Source organism: Pedobacter sp. GW822-FHT03F06 (assembly GCF_058801365.1).
Map to the genome: position 1 here is coordinate 630,702 of NZ_JBXANE010000001.1, position 15,465 is coordinate 646,166.

Consider the following 15,465-nt stretch of genomic DNA (forward strand, 5'->3'; position numbering starts at 1 on the left):
ATATTCAAAATCCACTACTTTGTAACTTTGGGGTTTAATGAACTTTATCCCACCAAACATGTGTAATTAACAGAAATGCACGCCAACAAAAAAGCCCCACATTTCTGTGAGGCTTTCTGTGATCCCGCTGGGATTCGAACCCAGGACCACTACATTAAAAGTGTAATGCTCTACCAGCTGAGCTACGGAATCATTTGTCCCTTTCGAGGCTGCGAAGTTAGAAATTAAATTCATTCCTGCAAAGAACAAAGTCAATCTATTTAATAAAAACTTAACATTAACGAAACAAAAAGCAGCTAAATAATTAAACATCAGACTAGAACAACAAAAAATATTATTTCTATTTTTTTGTTCATCATCATCAAAATAAGCACTGCAGTAAAAAAATATATTTCTATACCGAAATCTGATTTAAAGTATTGGCTGAATAAAACCTTTGTAGTTATAAAAGTGATTTTTTATTTTCACTATTATTTCCATTTTTACAGATAAATTACCATTCCTTTAATGAATATTGAAAATACTTACGGTGAAGATAAGTGGGCTGCATTAGGGGGCTTTTCGCCACTCATTACAGTTTTCAAATCTTATCATCCCCTTAATGATGAAATTGAAAAAATTATTAACGAGCAAACCTTTCCCATCCGCTTTGCCAAAAACAAACACATTGCCTCGCCATTAAAGCGTAATCGATATATTTTCCTTATTTTGGAAGGAGCAGTACATGGTTACCTTAAAATGGGAAACAAAAAAATTACGACTTGGATTGCTGCCGAAAATGAACTGGCGGGAACCATCAGAAATTTGTGGGAGAATGAAATCTCTGATGAATATATTGAAACGATTGATCCGGTATTTGCAATTGCCATTCCGCACGAAATGTCGAAACTGCTTTACAACAAGTTTCCGATTGCCAACTACGTGGGCCGTAAAATGACAGAGATTTATTTCCTCGGAGCAACTGAACGTGCTTATATAAGCAGGCTGCCCACTGCATTGAAACGTTATCAAAGATTCCTGGTTTCCTATCCTCATTTAATAAACCGTGTGCCACTTAAGTATATTGCATCATTTATCGGCATGCGGCTCGAAACACTGAGCAGGATTAGGAAAAAAGCACTTACTGAAAAAGAATAGACACCAGGTTTCTGATATGAGTCCCCCCTGCCGAGCATCAAACGTTTGCACTTTAATTTTTTGAATAAATACATAGATAGTACTGAAGTCAAATAGGCCCGGTTTGGTAGAAGGGTGATAAAAGTTTGGGTGATATCCCTATGGATTCCTGAAAGCTAAAGTGTAGATAAAAATAAAGCGGTACACAAATGGCTGTAGAAAAAGCGACCGGAAAAGTCGTGCCTTTCCTGATGAGATTTTTAGCAATTAAGTACATTTATTAAAGCAAAATCCGTCTCGTAAATTATTATTTATGAGACGGATTTTTCCTTAAATCTTATCATAAACCCCAGCCATACCTGATACGGGTTAATCCCGATTGATTGGTGGTTGTTAAGGTAATATTTGTTCCGCTTCCGCCACGGTTCTGAATACTGTAGCTATCATTATCCCTAAGCCCTGGCCAGTACACACTGGCAACTTTATCGGTTCTAAATACATTGGTAGAACCAACTATATAGGCAATCTCATTATCGCTACCAACCGAACCGGTATAATTTTTACCCGTAGTCATGGCTGCACCGAATTCAGTAACCACGGTACGGCTTGCATAACTACCAAAACGGTTTCTCCAGTCGGCTTCCCAGGCCGATTGTGTTCTCGTAGCCCAAAATGCATAATTATGCAGGGATAAGAGGCAACTCGAAAAGCGGCTATCTGCACCAATAGCTGTTACATTTTCCGAATAGCCGGTACCCCCTAAAAGAATCCGCCCTTTGCTTACATTGGGATAACGGGAAAGCCATTCGGCATAAATAGTGGTTAATTGGGCCAATGTATAACCATAGGGCTCATTCATGGGTTCGAAATACACATTGGCATTACTTCCATATTTATTAACTACGGTTTGCCACATGGCCCAAAACTGAGTAGTGTCATCAATAGTACCATTATGGGAAGATGCACTCTCCCAACAAGCTAAAATCACTTTCATGTTCTTGCTTAGTGCACGATCTATTGCGCCTGTATATGCACCCCACCACGAATCGGATACACTTGGCGGATTAATTGGCAACCTTACCGTATTTACACCCGCCATGTTATTCTGGAAACCTGTTAATATGGCATTTGCCTTTGCCGATACAGTGGTGTAATCATCACCAGCGGTTAAACCTGAGGGGATTACCCAGCCATCAACAAAATTATCTCGGCCATCCGCCCAATTTACGCCTGCAATACCCGCAGCACCAACCGATTCTAAATTTGCTTTTTGAGCATCCGTAACATCTGTTTTTCCGATATCAGGTGGAATCTCTGTAATCAATTCTTTTTTTTTACATCCCATTAAGCACACGCTTAACATAACGGCCATTGTTGCAATTGATGTTTTAATTTTCATAGGTTTGATAATTAATATTTGGTTAGTGAGGCGTTAACCAGAAGAAAATCGAAATGTTATTTATTTTTTTAGTTCGTTTAAAATAGGTTTAGCTAAGCTACTTAATGTATGTTGTTTAGGTTTAAGCAGTTCGAAAACTACAATTTCATTCTTTCCTTTTTTAAGCCATTCTGCAGGCAAATAAATGGTCTGTTGTGGCCCAACAGCCCAATATTTACCCAAATTATGTCCATTAACCCAAACCAGTCCTTTTCCCCACTGGCGCATGTCTAAATAAGTGTCGGCAACTTTTGTTAAATTAAAGGAGGCCGATTTAAGTACCGCCGCAGATTGGCTATTTACTTTAGGCTGTATTTTTTGGGTATCGATTTTATCAAATGGCAAAGGATACATTTTCCATGATTTAATCTCTTCACCATTAAAAGTTACATTTTTAGTAATCCCTTTATTATTTTTAAGCAGATATGGACCAAAATTAATTCTACCCATGTTTTCTACTAAAATATCAAGTTGCACATTACCAGCAGGAAGATCAACCACTAAACTATCTTGATAAACCCGTCTATCTAAAACACCTGCAAGTTTTTTATTAATATATACTAATCCGTAATCGCGCAGCTCATTGATTTTAATTACGCCCTTGCGCCCACCTTTTATCGTGCTGCTGTACAATACAAAACCATAAGGTTGGTTAAGGGCTTCGAAGGTTAATGGTTTTTCACTTAATTGTGGTTTCCCAACCAGGTTAAAGATGTCTGTTGATTTGGTAAAAGTAATTACAGGCAACGCAGCTGCAGGCTTGGCAGCAGGTATGGGAGGAAGTGTTTGGTTTGCAGGCAAATTCTTTTTAATCGCTTCGCGGAAAAGCATAAATTTTGGCGTCGCATTACCTGCCTCATCTAAAGGGGCATCATAATCGTAACTACTAATCTGTGGTTCGTAAGCTGTAGAATCATTATAATTTGCCCCGTTCATAAAACCTCTGGTTGTACCGCCATGAAACATATACATGTTAATAGAAATCCCTCCTTTAAGTACAGTATCCAGTTTGTCAGCATACATTTTTGGATCTACCTGATGGTGTTTTGTACCCCACCAATCGAACCAGGCCGGATACCATTCTGGCACAAAGTAAGGTCCGGTACCATTGTTATACTTATTGATCAGCGTTCTGATCTGAGCAGGATTGTCGATACCGTTTACGCCTGGAAGCAAACCCGCTAAATGCCCACCTTCTAATGCAGGAACAGGATCGCAGGTTGAAAGCACGCCATCAAAACCGGCATCTTTAAAGAGCTGGGTATTGATTTTTAGGTATTCTTTATCATTCCCATAAGAACCATACTCGTTTTCTACCTGTACCATTAAGATGTTGCCACCATGATTAATCTGCAATGGCGCTAACCGTTTACCAATTTCTTTAAGGTATTCTTTATATTCTTTTAAATATTGCGCTTCTTTACTCCTTACCTGTAGACCTTTAATGTTCTGTAACCAAAATGGGTAACCACCAAATTCCCATTCGGCACATACATACGGACTAGGGCGAAGCAATACCCATAATCCTTCTTCTTTTGCAATACGCACAAATTCAGCAATATCATTATTACCAGAAAAATCAAACTGATCTTTCTGCGGTTCGTGTACATTCCAAAATACATAGGTACCAATGGTATTTAAGCCCATCGCTTTAGCCATTTTCATTCTATCGCGCCAGGCTTCTCTCGGTATACGGGGGTAATGCATTTCGCCAGAAATGATCTGAAAGGGTTTATTATCCAGTAGAAAAACAGAGTCTGCAAGCTTAAAAGTGTGCTGAGCCTGTGCAAAAGCACCAAAGCTGGAAAAACAAGTAATTAAAATTACTGTAATCTTAAGGAGTTTGAGGATAGGTTTCATTTAAGATATATTTTAAAAAGTTAAAAGCATAGTTTTCCCATATCGATCTGTAAAGTGCCTTTCAGCTCAAAACAAAATGATTGATATAAAAAAATAAGGCGCTTTGTAATTACAGATTAAGAAAGTTAATTACTAAGTATAGTGGTTACAGATTTAGCTGGAACACGAACACGTTTCGTATCCTTATATTGTTTAAAGGGTGATAAATTGTATTCGGCCGAAGTAACATAGGTTTGTACAAAACTTTGCTTATTCCCTTTTACATCAATATCCAGATCGAGATCGTTTTCTGTCGGGTTAACGGCTACCGTTACAAGCTTTTTATTTTGCAAGTAAGATGATACATACACCTGTGCTACTTTTTCTTCAATTGTTTTAACCTGAAGCCGCTTACTACCTGCACCAATAAAACGGCTATAATTGCCTAAAGCCCATAACATTTTACTCTCGTACACTTGTCCGTCGGTTTTGTTTCGATCGATATAAACCAGACCATCCTTGTAATCGCCAGTTGATACGCCCAACCACCACTGCCATGACGTTGCATTTGATAAAACGAGATCGTGGTGGATTAACCTTGCAATAAACAAAGCGGTTACCATACCCAGGTCGCGTTTTTCACCTTTAAGCACATCATCCCCCAGCACACAATATTCAGACATCCAATATCTTAAACCTTTTACACCGGCCACAGCATCGCCTGTTTTTTTACGTACATCAATAAATTTTTGTTCTGGGCTGGTGGTAAAATAGCTATGACCAGAAATAGAATTATCGATATTTGAAAGATTGCCAACATAGTTCGGTGATGAAGCATTAAAGAACTGATATACCTGATTTCCCTTTGCAGTGTTTCCATTATCGTATAAGTAATCGAGCTGACCTGCCTCTCCTACCTGTATTTTGGTTTTGATCTGATTTTTAGCGAATGCATCATTTACACCTTTATAAAGCTGAGCCAGTTCAGTGTTGTTATATGGGCAGCCTTCCTGGTTATGCTCATTCCATTTCCATTGTGGCTCATTTGCGGGGCTAAGGTAATCTAGTTCTATACCTGTTGTTTTTTTTATTCCATTAATAGTGGCTACGAGATCGGCAGAAAATTCGGGAAGTTTATCGAAATTCAGGTTGCAGTTACCATCGGTAGAATATGCTTTACCGTTTTTGGTAAAAAGTACATGCGGACTGTTTACAAAGCCGATAAACTGTTTTACACCACGGTTTTTTGCGGCCTTTAAAAACCAGGTTTGCCCTGGCATCGCATTCCAATCATAACTGCCATCTGGTTGCAGAAAAGCGTATTGACGACGCCACTCGTCGCCAATATCGCTTGCCTTACCTTGGGCGGCACTGCCACCGCCAATGCTGAAACGCCACATGTTAAGGCCAATACCAACAGGTTGACCTGTTTTTGTCGTTTGGGTACTAAAAAGCAGATCGGCCATCTTATCCCTTTTCTCTGCAGGCCATAATCCGGCAAACTGACAAGTCCATGCATCAGAAGCGCCGAAACCTTCTATGGTTTGGAATGTGATGGCTGGATCGATCTCTATTTTCGCAACAGCAACTTGCGCAAGCGCGGTTTCGCCATAGAAAAATAAGGCCAGGCAGGCAAAAAAAAGGTTCAGGTATTGATATGGCTTTATCATGTAAAATTTAATTTCTATTTATTAATAACCCGGGTTTTGCTGCAATTTACCACCTGAGGCTAAAATCTCGGCCCTTGGTATTGGCAACCAGTAATGTTTGGTTTCAAACTTACGCCCATCCAGCGCAACTTTAGGTGCATAAGTAAATCCTGTGCCTGTTTTGGTAATAATCACTCCTGCAGCAGGTTTGTTTTCGGTTACATCCGCAATTTTCCATCTTCTCACATCATAAAAACGATGTTCTTCGAAAGCAAGTTCTACCCTACGCTCATAACGAACTGCATCGCGCATCTGTGTTTGTGTAAGTCCAACGGCCAATGCAGGCATATTCACATCTGGTCTTGCCCTTACCATATTGATGGCTTGTCTTGCCGATAATGTTGATCCGGCAGGAACAGCATCAGGACCGTAAGCTTCGTTTGCAGCTTCAGCATAATTAAGCAAAATTTCTGCATATCTAAAATATATCCAGGGCTGAAAACCTGCATTGCCCCAAGGATTTTGCAATGGATAGGCATTGTTCATGAATTTTTTAAGGTAATATCCGGTTTTGGTTGTATTCCAGTTATCATTCCCATCTTTACTATCCTTTCCTCCCGGAATAAAGGTTTCTACATTACGCTCTCGATATGCTGCACCATTGTATAAAATGGTTGCTGCAAAACGAGGATCACGGTCTTTGTACGGATTGTTCGCGTCATAACCAGAGGTAGGATCGGTAATGGCTTTACCGTTGGCCATTTCATAATCATCAACCAGATTTTGCAATGGGGTATTACCCGCCCAACCACCGTAACCATTTGGTCCGTTAGCAATTTCTAAATGGGTATGATTTGCATTTTTGGTAAACAACCTCGCGAAAATAATTTCATTGCTTTGGTCGGTTAAGAATAAATTCCCATAACCACCTGTGTAAATTCCGTATTTATTTAAAGAAATAACTGCCTGGGCTGCCGTAACAGCCGCCTGCCAGGTACCAGCATTATACAATGGACTTGCTGCATATAAAAGTAAGCGGGATTTTAGTGCAAGCGCAGCGCCTTTTGTTGCCCTTCCTACCATCCAGCTACTGCTGTTATCCAAAGGTAAATCTGCTGCAGCCTGGTCTAGCTGTGCTGCTACATAATCTATAGATTCTTTAATCGAAGCGCGTTGAAACAAAGCCGGATCCTGCAAATTATCGGTCAGGTTGGTTACCTTATCACCCATTAAAACTACGCCACCATAATTCCTAATTAAATCCTGATAACGGAAGGCCTTAATAAACTTAAGCTCTGCAACCAATTGTTTTTTATGTGCTGCACTCATGCTAATTTTACCAAGCACTTCGAGCGCATAATTACATTCTCTGATGCTTTTGTAACTCCTTCCCCAATATACACCAGCGCTTCCTAAATTTTCAGGCGCCAGCTGTCCTCTTTGTATCAACCAGGTTGCATCATCATTATTATAAATAGATTCATCGGTAAAAGAGCTCCACATGCTATATTCAAAACCTCTACCAAAACCCGGTGAAGAACCGTCGCCTTCCTTATCCTGCAATCTACTGGCGATATAACGGTTGGTTACATAGGCCTCAAAAACAGCTGTATCGGTTTCTATAGCAGCTGTAGAGATCCGGTCTGTTGGTTCTACATTTAAAAATTCTTTTTTACAGCCCACAATATTCACTGAGATAAGAGACAGGCCTAAAAGTGTTATATATATTGATTTGTTATTCATGATATTTAGAATTTAATATTGGCGCCTAAATTAATAATGCGTTGCTGTGGATAAAATTGCCCGCTGCCACTGGTTCCTTCAGGATCGTAATCTTTTACTTTAGAAATGGTGAACAAGTTAAATGCACTTGCATAAAGCCTTAATCCCGATATATTGATCCGATCCAAGAAACTGGCCTTAATGTTATAGGCAATTTCTACATTTTTAAGCCTTAAGAATGAGGCATCATTAAGCCAAAAAGTATTGTTAAACTGCCCACCGCTAATCGCATTCGATGCACGGTCAGTTACCCTTGGGTAAGTTCCGTTCGGATTTGCCGAACTAAACCTGTTATCGGCCCAACTGCTATAAAAGTTACCTACGCTACCCGATTCTGGCAAAACATATTGGCTTACCTGGGTTTGTCCGGCTAATACCATTGATACATCAAAGTTTTTATAAGATGCGCCAAGCGTAAAACCATAAGTAATCTGAGGAATATTGCTATATGGCGTTCTGGTTTGGTCATCGGCCGTTATTTTACCGTCATTATTATAATCGAGGTATTTAAGGTCGCCTATTTTAGCGCCACTTACATGTGGGTAAGCATCTAACTCTTGCTGGGTTCTGAATATGCCTATGCTATTGTAAAGCAGGTTAGCGTTTAATGGTCTTCCGGTTTGGCGTTGATAATCTAGCGTACCGCTTGCTTCATCAATAAAAATTACTTTGCTTTTTGCATAAGTAATGTTACCAGATGCATTCCATTTAAAGTTTTCGCCATTGTGGTTATACCCTAAAGTAGCTTCAAAACCAGCATTATTAACCTTACCGATATTTTCTGACGGTACCAGCGGATCGGAACCAAAAGGGTTTACAATTCCTGAAGATCCAGGCAATGATGCGTTACGCGTGGTTAAGATATCGGAACGTTTCTGCTGAAAATAGATCGCTTCGATACTAAAGTTTTTGAATAAAACGGCATTGAAACCGATATCAAGTTTTTTGGCAACCTCCCAGGTAATGTTCGGGTTTGCGAGTTTAACTAAGTTTACACCTGGCTGTATGGTTGATGAGGTTGCACCCGGGCTTTGGGCTACAAATCCATTCCCAACCAATACATAATTATCAAAATACTGGAAACCATTTACATTATCATTACCTAGCGCTCCGTATGAAGCCCGGATTTTTAAATTATCAACAAATTTAATGCTTTCGCTAAACCATTTTTCTTTTGAGATTACCCATCCTGCAGAAACAGAAGGAAAGTAACCGTACTGTTTGCCCTGAGGAAAAATTGAGGATCCATCTACACGCAACTGCCCTTCAAAAAGATATTTATCATCATAACTATAGGCCAGGCGACTGATAATGCTTCGGCGGTTATAGTTTGTACTATAGCCTGAGTTTAAGAAATCGGTAGCTGCAGTACCTCCCTGAGAAAGTTCAGGCAACGAAGTAGAGAGGAAGTTAAAACGTTGTGCATCGAAATATTCTAAATGATTTTCGCTCTGCTCATAACCCACAAAAGCATTGATATCGTGCAGGTTAAAACGACGAGCGTAGTTTAGTTTAATATTCGAAGTAAGCAACGATTCATTTCTATGACTTTCGGTCAGCGTAGCTTTTTGGTTATTGCCACCAACAATAACACTATTGTAGTTTTTAGATGTAGGATCGTATTGATATAGCAGATATGGTATGCTGAAACTTTTGGTAAATACATTAGATTTATCAGCAGAAAAGAAACCATCAACCGAAAGGCCTTCAACCCCGGGAATAATAAAACTAGCTCTTAAAATACCATTTAAAACCTGCGTAGGCGATTTATTCGTTCCCCCAATATCAGTAACCTGTACGGCAGGGTTTGCATTTTCTATACCAGTTGTTGGCAAACCATTTGGATAATAAGCACCTACAATAGGTTTTGCTCTATAAATGGCCCTAAAAACATCGCCCGCACCAACCTGAGGAAACAAACGGTTTTCTTGTCTACCAGATACAGATAAGCCAACTTTAAGGTATTTAGAAACATTAGCATCTATATTCGTACGAAAATTGTACTGATTGTATTTGGTTACTCCATTTTTATACAAACCGTCTTGAGAAACAGTCCCTAACGACATGTAATACTTTACATCTTGTCCGCCACCATTAATGGAAAGGCTGTGTTGGCTTTGCAAAGCTGTTTTTTCTAAAGTTTGGTCAATCCAATCGGTGTTAGGGAACAACAACGGATCAGAACCGTTACGAAACTTTTCGATCTGATCAGCCGAGTAAGATTGATTAAGACCACCTGCGGGATTCGAATCGAAACCAATTTCGTTCATTATCTGCGCATAAGTTGCAGCATCTGCCATTTTTGGCAATCTTGTTGGCGAGCTAAAACCTTGGTTAAAACTATAATTGATGGTTGGTTTACCAGTTTTCCCCTTTTTTGTAGTCACTAAAATTACACCATTGGCTGCTCGGTTACCATAAATGGCGGCAGAGGCATCTTTTAGTACCGAAACACTTTCAATATCGTTAGGGTCTAATCGTTCCAGACCGCCAATTTGTCCAGGTATTCCATCTACAACAACTAATACACTGTTGCTCCCGGTTGTAGCCAAACCCCTGATGGTGATGTTTGAACCATCAAAACCTGGCTCGCCACTCCTATTGTTAATTACCACACCAGAAAACCGGCCGGCTAATGAATTGGATAAATTCGGTTGCGGACTCTTCACCAGGTCGGCTCCTTTTACCTGCGAGATTGATCCTGTTAATGTTGCTTTTTTCTGGGTGCCGTAACCAACCACTACCAATTCGTTTAGGGTTTTGGTATCCGAACTAAGCTGAACATTAATGGTTGTTCTATCACCAACCGTTTGCTCCTGGTTGATATAGCCTACAAAAGAAAAAATAAGTACATCAGTTTTGGCCGCAACATTAATGCTGTATTTACCATTTGCATCTGTTTGCACCGCTTTTTCGGTTCCCTTAATTTTAACCGCTACACCTGGAAATGTAGTACCTGTTTCGTTTGTTACGGTACCCGTTACCACAATTTCTTTGCGCTTGTTCTTTATCGCTGTTTTAACAGAAACTAAAGATGCCATTGCCGGTAAACTAATGGATACGATAAATAGAAATGCCAGTGTTTTAATTGTAAAGATTTTTGGCAAAAATCCTTTCAGAACTTTTCTTCTCATATTGGTTTGCAAGTTTAATATTTGGTTAGCAGATCAATTTTATAACCTACCCAACAGAACCCTCTATCGGAATCGCGATTATAGCACTGCTTTATAGAAGGCTAAATTAGCGCCAACAAACAACTCCTATAGGGTACAAACAATCCAAATTAGAGGGGTAAACAAACCGAAAAAACCCCAAAAGAATGCTTCGGGGCCAATTATTAAAAAATAGATGAAGGCTACTTGCTATTTACCTTTTTTAACTGTGGTATTAATATTATTGGAAAACGGCTTACGGAATTTTTTAATGTACTGCGATGGGTTCATATTAAAGAGCTTATAAAACTGCTCTCTAAAATATTTCGGATCGTTAATACCCACCATGTAAGAAGTTTCCTGAATGGTTTTATCGGTATTGATAAAAATTTCTGCAGCTTTTCTTAACCTGATGAAACGGATAAAGCCATTTGCTGACTGACCAGAAATGGATTTTATTTTGCGGTAAAGGTTAGATCTCGACATGCCAATAGCCGCAGTTAATATATCGATATTGAAATCGGGGTCGATCAGGTGTTCTTCTACAATCCGGATACAGCTATCCAAAAACTCTTTGTATTCTGCAGAGATTTTGGTATTGTTAGAATTGAGGGTAATCTCATTATAAAAATATTTTTGCAGGGCATTTTTACTTTTTAATATACTGGCTACCCTCGCTTTTAAAAAATCTTTATCAAAAGGTTTGCTAATGTAATCGTCGGCCCCGCCTTCTATTCCTTTAAGTTTAACTTCTGGTGCAGAAATAGCGGTCAACAGGATAATTGGAATATGAGAAACGGCTACATCTTCTTTTATTTTACTACAAAGTTCTATGCCGGTTATACCATCCATCATTACATCACATATCACAATATCGGGCAATAGCTCTTTTACCATATCATATCCGTCTTCTCCGTTGCTCGCTTCATAAAGGTGATAATCCATTCTGAAAACCTGTTTCAGGTATTCTCTGATCTCGATGTTATCATCAATGATCAATAGTGTTTTCAAATCCACAGCGAGCTGACTATCAATCAATGGTTCTTCTGCTGCTTTTACAATATTATTTGCCGTAATTTCATCCTCTATTAACTCTTTAAACAACGATGAATCGGTATCTACCAATTCCTCCTGCAAAATTACCGCATCTTTGAAATGGCTTATTCCCTTTAGTAAAGCAATATTAAATGTAGTGCCTTTATTTTCGACGCTGGTATAACTTATCGCTCCGCCATGCATTTCTATAAAATTCTTGGCCAGGTACAAACCGATACCGAAACCTCCCTTTGCTGATTTATTTCCTGGATCCTGATAAAATTTTTCATAGAGTTTTTCTCCTGCAAAGCTGGTAATACCACAGCCTGTATCTTCTATAAGTACATTTATATTCTCCTGGTTACTTTTTACAATCATTTTAACCGTACCGCCATCGGCCGTAAATTTTATGGCATTTGCAAGCAGATTAAAAAACACAATCTCTATTTTTTCCCTATCAGCATAAAATGGGATCAATTCATCAGCGCATATAAACTCAAATACAATATTTTTAGACCTGGCCTGGTGCACAAAGCAAAGAAATACTTCTTTACACAAACTCACCAGATTTACCGGAGCTACTTTTAATTTCCCGCCATAGGTATCTGCTTTTCTGAACAATAACAATTGATCTACCAAACTTAAAAGCCGTTTTGCATTTCGGTACACAATATTTAAATCAGTGGTATCAACATTTTTATCGTTCTTGTATAAAAGCTCTTTAACCGGATTGATAATTAGTGTAAGTGGCGTACGAAACTCGTGCGATACATTGGTAAAAAAAGAAAGTTTCTTCTCGCTGAGTTCTTTCTCTTTTTCACTCTCTACATGGGCCAGTTTCACCTGAAATTCGAGGTTTGCGCGATGCTCACGATATTTAAGATAAGCATAAATCATCCCAAAGAAAGCCAGTCCATAAATACAAAAAGCCCACCAGGTACCATACCATGGCGGTGTAATGGTAATTACAATAGAGTTGCCCTCCATATTCCAGATGCCATCGTTATTTGATGCCCTTACCTTTAACACATACTTACCGGGATTTAAATTGGTATAGGTAACTTTATGCTCACTGCCACTGTAATTCCATTTTTTGTCGAAACCTTCAAGAAAATAAGCATACTTGTTTTTTTCGGAAAGCGTGTAATTAAGTGCTACAAAACCAAAAGAAAGCACACTTTGGCTGTAAGGCAAAGTAATCTCCTTAGTCATATACACCGGTAATTTTAAAGGAGAATCATCACCTGGCAGAATTAATTTATTAAAAATAGAAAAATCGGAAAAATAAACCGCCGGGGCCGTTTTATTATATTTTAGCTGTTGTGGATTAAAATAAACGATTCCTTTACTTCCTGCCAGGTAAATTTCTCCTTTTGCATTTTTACAGATAGCGGCATTGGCATAAACACCGTCTTTCTCATCGTAATTTTTCACCATTTTATTTACCGGATCAAAGAGTGAAATGCCCTGTTCGGTAGTTACCCATAACCTGCCATTATTATCTTCTACCAGATCGGTAAAAACATTGCTCGCAAAACCGTTTTGCTTTGAATATATTTCGAAAGTATCTGTTTTAGCTACATATTTATTCAATCCATCGCGGGTGCAGATCCAAACATTTTGGTGTGAATCCAGATAGAGGCTATTTACAATATTATTGCTAATGCCACCTTTTCTTGAATTATCGATCATGTAATTGCTAAACTTTCTGGTTTTAGGGTTAAAGCGACTGAGCCCGCTTCCGTATGTCCCTATCCAAACATTTCCCTGCGCATCTTTTAACAGGCAGTACAAATGGTTATTACTTAATGAAGCCTGGTTTTTAGGGTCGTTAAAGTAATGTGTATAACTGCGGGTTTTATCATTATATACTTTCAAACCAGCATCGGTAGCCAAATAATATTCGTTATTGTTTACCTCAATTAAATCTCTAAAAACATCTTCATTAAAAAAACTACCAAGTGCCGAGCGGTGATGATGGTGAACAAATTTATTCTCTTTCTCCTCGTAAAGATCGAAACCATTTTCGCCAAGCACCCATAACCTGCCCTTTAAATCGGCAGATAAGTTAATAATATCAGAGCTGGATAAACTATTCGCATTACCGGTATGCAGCAATTTAATTACTGAACGATTATCAGGATTATATTTAAACAAACCTTTGTTTGTGCCTATCCAAAAAATCTTACCATAACTGATGATGGATTTAACTTCTGCCTGGTCAAAAGGAAGGGAGATAAAATTAAATTTATATTGGTTAAAGTCTATTTTGCTGAGACCATTTTTACCACAAACCCATATCATTCCTGTTTTATCGCGGTATAGCCCCCCATTGGCAAAAAAATCGAGTTCTTCTATTTTCTCCCATTTATTTAATTCAGTGTTTACCCAAAATAATCCGGCATTTCCGCCAACCAGCATTTTTTTTGCACCTAAACTTAATATACTAAATACTGAGGCGTTACCAGTGCCTTTACTACTGAAGGTGTTGAATTTCCCTGTTTTCGGATCGAATCTGAACAGATCACCTTTCCAATAACAACCAACCCATATCATACCATCGGCATCTATACTAAGTGTCCAGATATCATTTGGATTTTTTTCACCCGCTATTTCCTTCTGCGTGTAATTGGTAAAGCGCCGCGTCTTTTGATCAAATTTATTTAATCCTTTGCTCCAATTGCCTAACCATAAGTTACCTTCTTTATCTTCTGCAATGGCATTAACGGATTTTCCTTTAATGGCATTTGGATTTTTAATGTTGGGCTGATATACTGTAAATGATGCTGAGTTTTTGTTAAAAAGGTTAAAACCATCGTCGGTACCTACCCAGAGCTTATTTGTTCTATCGATGAGTAGCGACCATATTTTATTATTGCTCAACGATGTCCTCTTGTTTTCTTTATGATAAAAACGCTCAAATTTCTCTGTTACAGGGTCGAATTTATTTAAACCGTTCATGGTAGCCACCCAGAAAACGCCATTCTGATCTTCTACAACAGCATTGATATAGTTATTGGTTATTGATGTGGTATCGCCCGGGATATTTACATAAATTTTAAAAGAATAGCCATCAAACTTACACAAACCGTTTTCAGTACCTACCCATATAAATCCCCGCTTATCTTTTAAGGCAGCTGTTGTACTTTTTGAGGGCAGCCCTTCGTTTATGCCATATGTTTTAATTACATAATGGCCTGCTATTACTGGCTGGTTATTTACAGGGAATACCTGCGCTTTAACATGAGTAAAGAGGAAAAAAAATTGCAGAATAAAACAAGCTAGACTAATTAATCTCATAGTTGAACAACAAAATTTGATGGGAGAATGCCTTAGCTAAACCCCGCCTCTTTCTAAAATAGACGAGTTGTAAAGATACACTTTGCAAACTTATTACCGAATCTATTCTGGTGTTCTAGTTAGTGCCAATAAAAAAGAGGCCGATTAAAAACCG

At 38.6% G+C, this 15,465-nt stretch carries 7 protein-coding genes and 1 tRNA gene; 1 reads left to right on the forward strand and 7 read right to left on the reverse strand.

The features are described from left to right. Positions 1 to 119: 119 nt before the first annotated feature. Positions 120 to 192 (reverse strand) — tRNA-Lys (locus tag AC1RJ8_RS02420). Between the two features lie 315 nt (positions 193 to 507). Between AC1RJ8_RS02420 and AC1RJ8_RS02425 the strand changes: the two genes are divergently transcribed. Then, complete coding sequence (locus AC1RJ8_RS02425) at positions 508 to 1,137, forward strand: Crp/Fnr family transcriptional regulator (RefSeq protein WP_492951945.1); 630 nt, start codon at positions 508 to 510, stop codon at positions 1,135 to 1,137. Positions 1,138 to 1,456: 319 nt separating this feature from the next. Here the strand turns inward: AC1RJ8_RS02425 and AC1RJ8_RS02430 are convergent, their stop codons facing one another. The 6 genes from AC1RJ8_RS02430 to AC1RJ8_RS02455 form a co-directional block, all read right to left on the reverse strand. Then, positions 1,457 to 2,515 (reverse strand): cellulase family glycosylhydrolase, encoded by a 1,059-nt coding sequence (locus AC1RJ8_RS02430; protein WP_492951944.1) that lies wholly within the window; start codon positions 2,513 to 2,515, stop codon positions 1,457 to 1,459. A gap of 60 nt (positions 2,516 to 2,575) precedes the next feature. Next, on the reverse strand, positions 2,576 to 4,414 hold the full coding sequence (locus AC1RJ8_RS02435) for a glycoside hydrolase family 35 protein (RefSeq protein ID WP_492951943.1): 1,839 nt from the start codon (positions 4,412 to 4,414) through the stop codon (positions 2,576 to 2,578). Positions 4,415 to 4,539: 125 nt separating this feature from the next. After that, the gene (locus AC1RJ8_RS02440) at positions 4,540 to 6,063 is read right to left on the reverse strand and encodes a glycoside hydrolase (RefSeq protein ID WP_492951942.1); all 1,524 of its coding nucleotides are present in this window, start codon (positions 6,061 to 6,063) and stop codon (positions 4,540 to 4,542) included. 21 nt (positions 6,064 to 6,084) lie between these two features. Continuing rightward, positions 6,085 to 7,785 carry a RagB/SusD family nutrient uptake outer membrane protein gene (locus AC1RJ8_RS02445; protein ID WP_492951941.1) on the reverse strand — a complete coding sequence of 567 codons (1,701 nt, stop codon included), beginning with the start codon at positions 7,783 to 7,785 and terminating at the stop codon, positions 6,085 to 6,087. Between the two features lie 5 nt (positions 7,786 to 7,790). Beyond that, positions 7,791 to 10,958: a SusC/RagA family TonB-linked outer membrane protein gene (locus AC1RJ8_RS02450; RefSeq protein ID WP_492951940.1), complete on the reverse strand. Its 3,168-nt coding sequence runs from the start codon at positions 10,956 to 10,958 to the stop codon at positions 7,791 to 7,793. A gap of 228 nt (positions 10,959 to 11,186) precedes the next feature. Next, positions 11,187 to 15,311, reverse strand: a complete 4,125-nt coding sequence (locus tag AC1RJ8_RS02455; protein ID WP_492951939.1) for a hybrid sensor histidine kinase/response regulator transcription factor — start codon at positions 15,309 to 15,311, stop codon at positions 11,187 to 11,189. Positions 15,312 to 15,465 lie beyond the last annotated feature (154 nt).

What these genes read in the sequence shown, in the direction of transcription:
- AC1RJ8_RS02455 (WP_492951939.1), bottom strand. Translation starts at nt 15,311, where the DNA reads ATGAGATTAATTAGTCTAGCTTGTTTTATTCTGCAATTTTTTTTCCTC.
- AC1RJ8_RS02430 (WP_492951944.1), bottom strand. Translation starts at nt 2,515, where the DNA reads ATGAAAATTAAAACATCAATTGCAACAATGGCCGTTATGTTAAGCGTG.
- AC1RJ8_RS02445 (WP_492951941.1), bottom strand. Translation starts at nt 7,785, where the DNA reads ATGAATAACAAATCAATATATATAACACTTTTAGGCCTGTCTCTTATC.
- AC1RJ8_RS02425 (WP_492951945.1), top strand. Translation starts at nt 508, where the DNA reads ATGAATATTGAAAATACTTACGGTGAAGATAAGTGGGCTGCATTAGGG.
- AC1RJ8_RS02440 (WP_492951942.1), bottom strand. Translation starts at nt 6,063, where the DNA reads ATGATAAAGCCATATCAATACCTGAACCTTTTTTTTGCCTGCCTGGCC.
- AC1RJ8_RS02450 (WP_492951940.1), bottom strand. Translation starts at nt 10,958, where the DNA reads ATGAGAAGAAAAGTTCTGAAAGGATTTTTGCCAAAAATCTTTACAATT.
- AC1RJ8_RS02435 (WP_492951943.1), bottom strand. Translation starts at nt 4,414, where the DNA reads ATGAAACCTATCCTCAAACTCCTTAAGATTACAGTAATTTTAATTACT.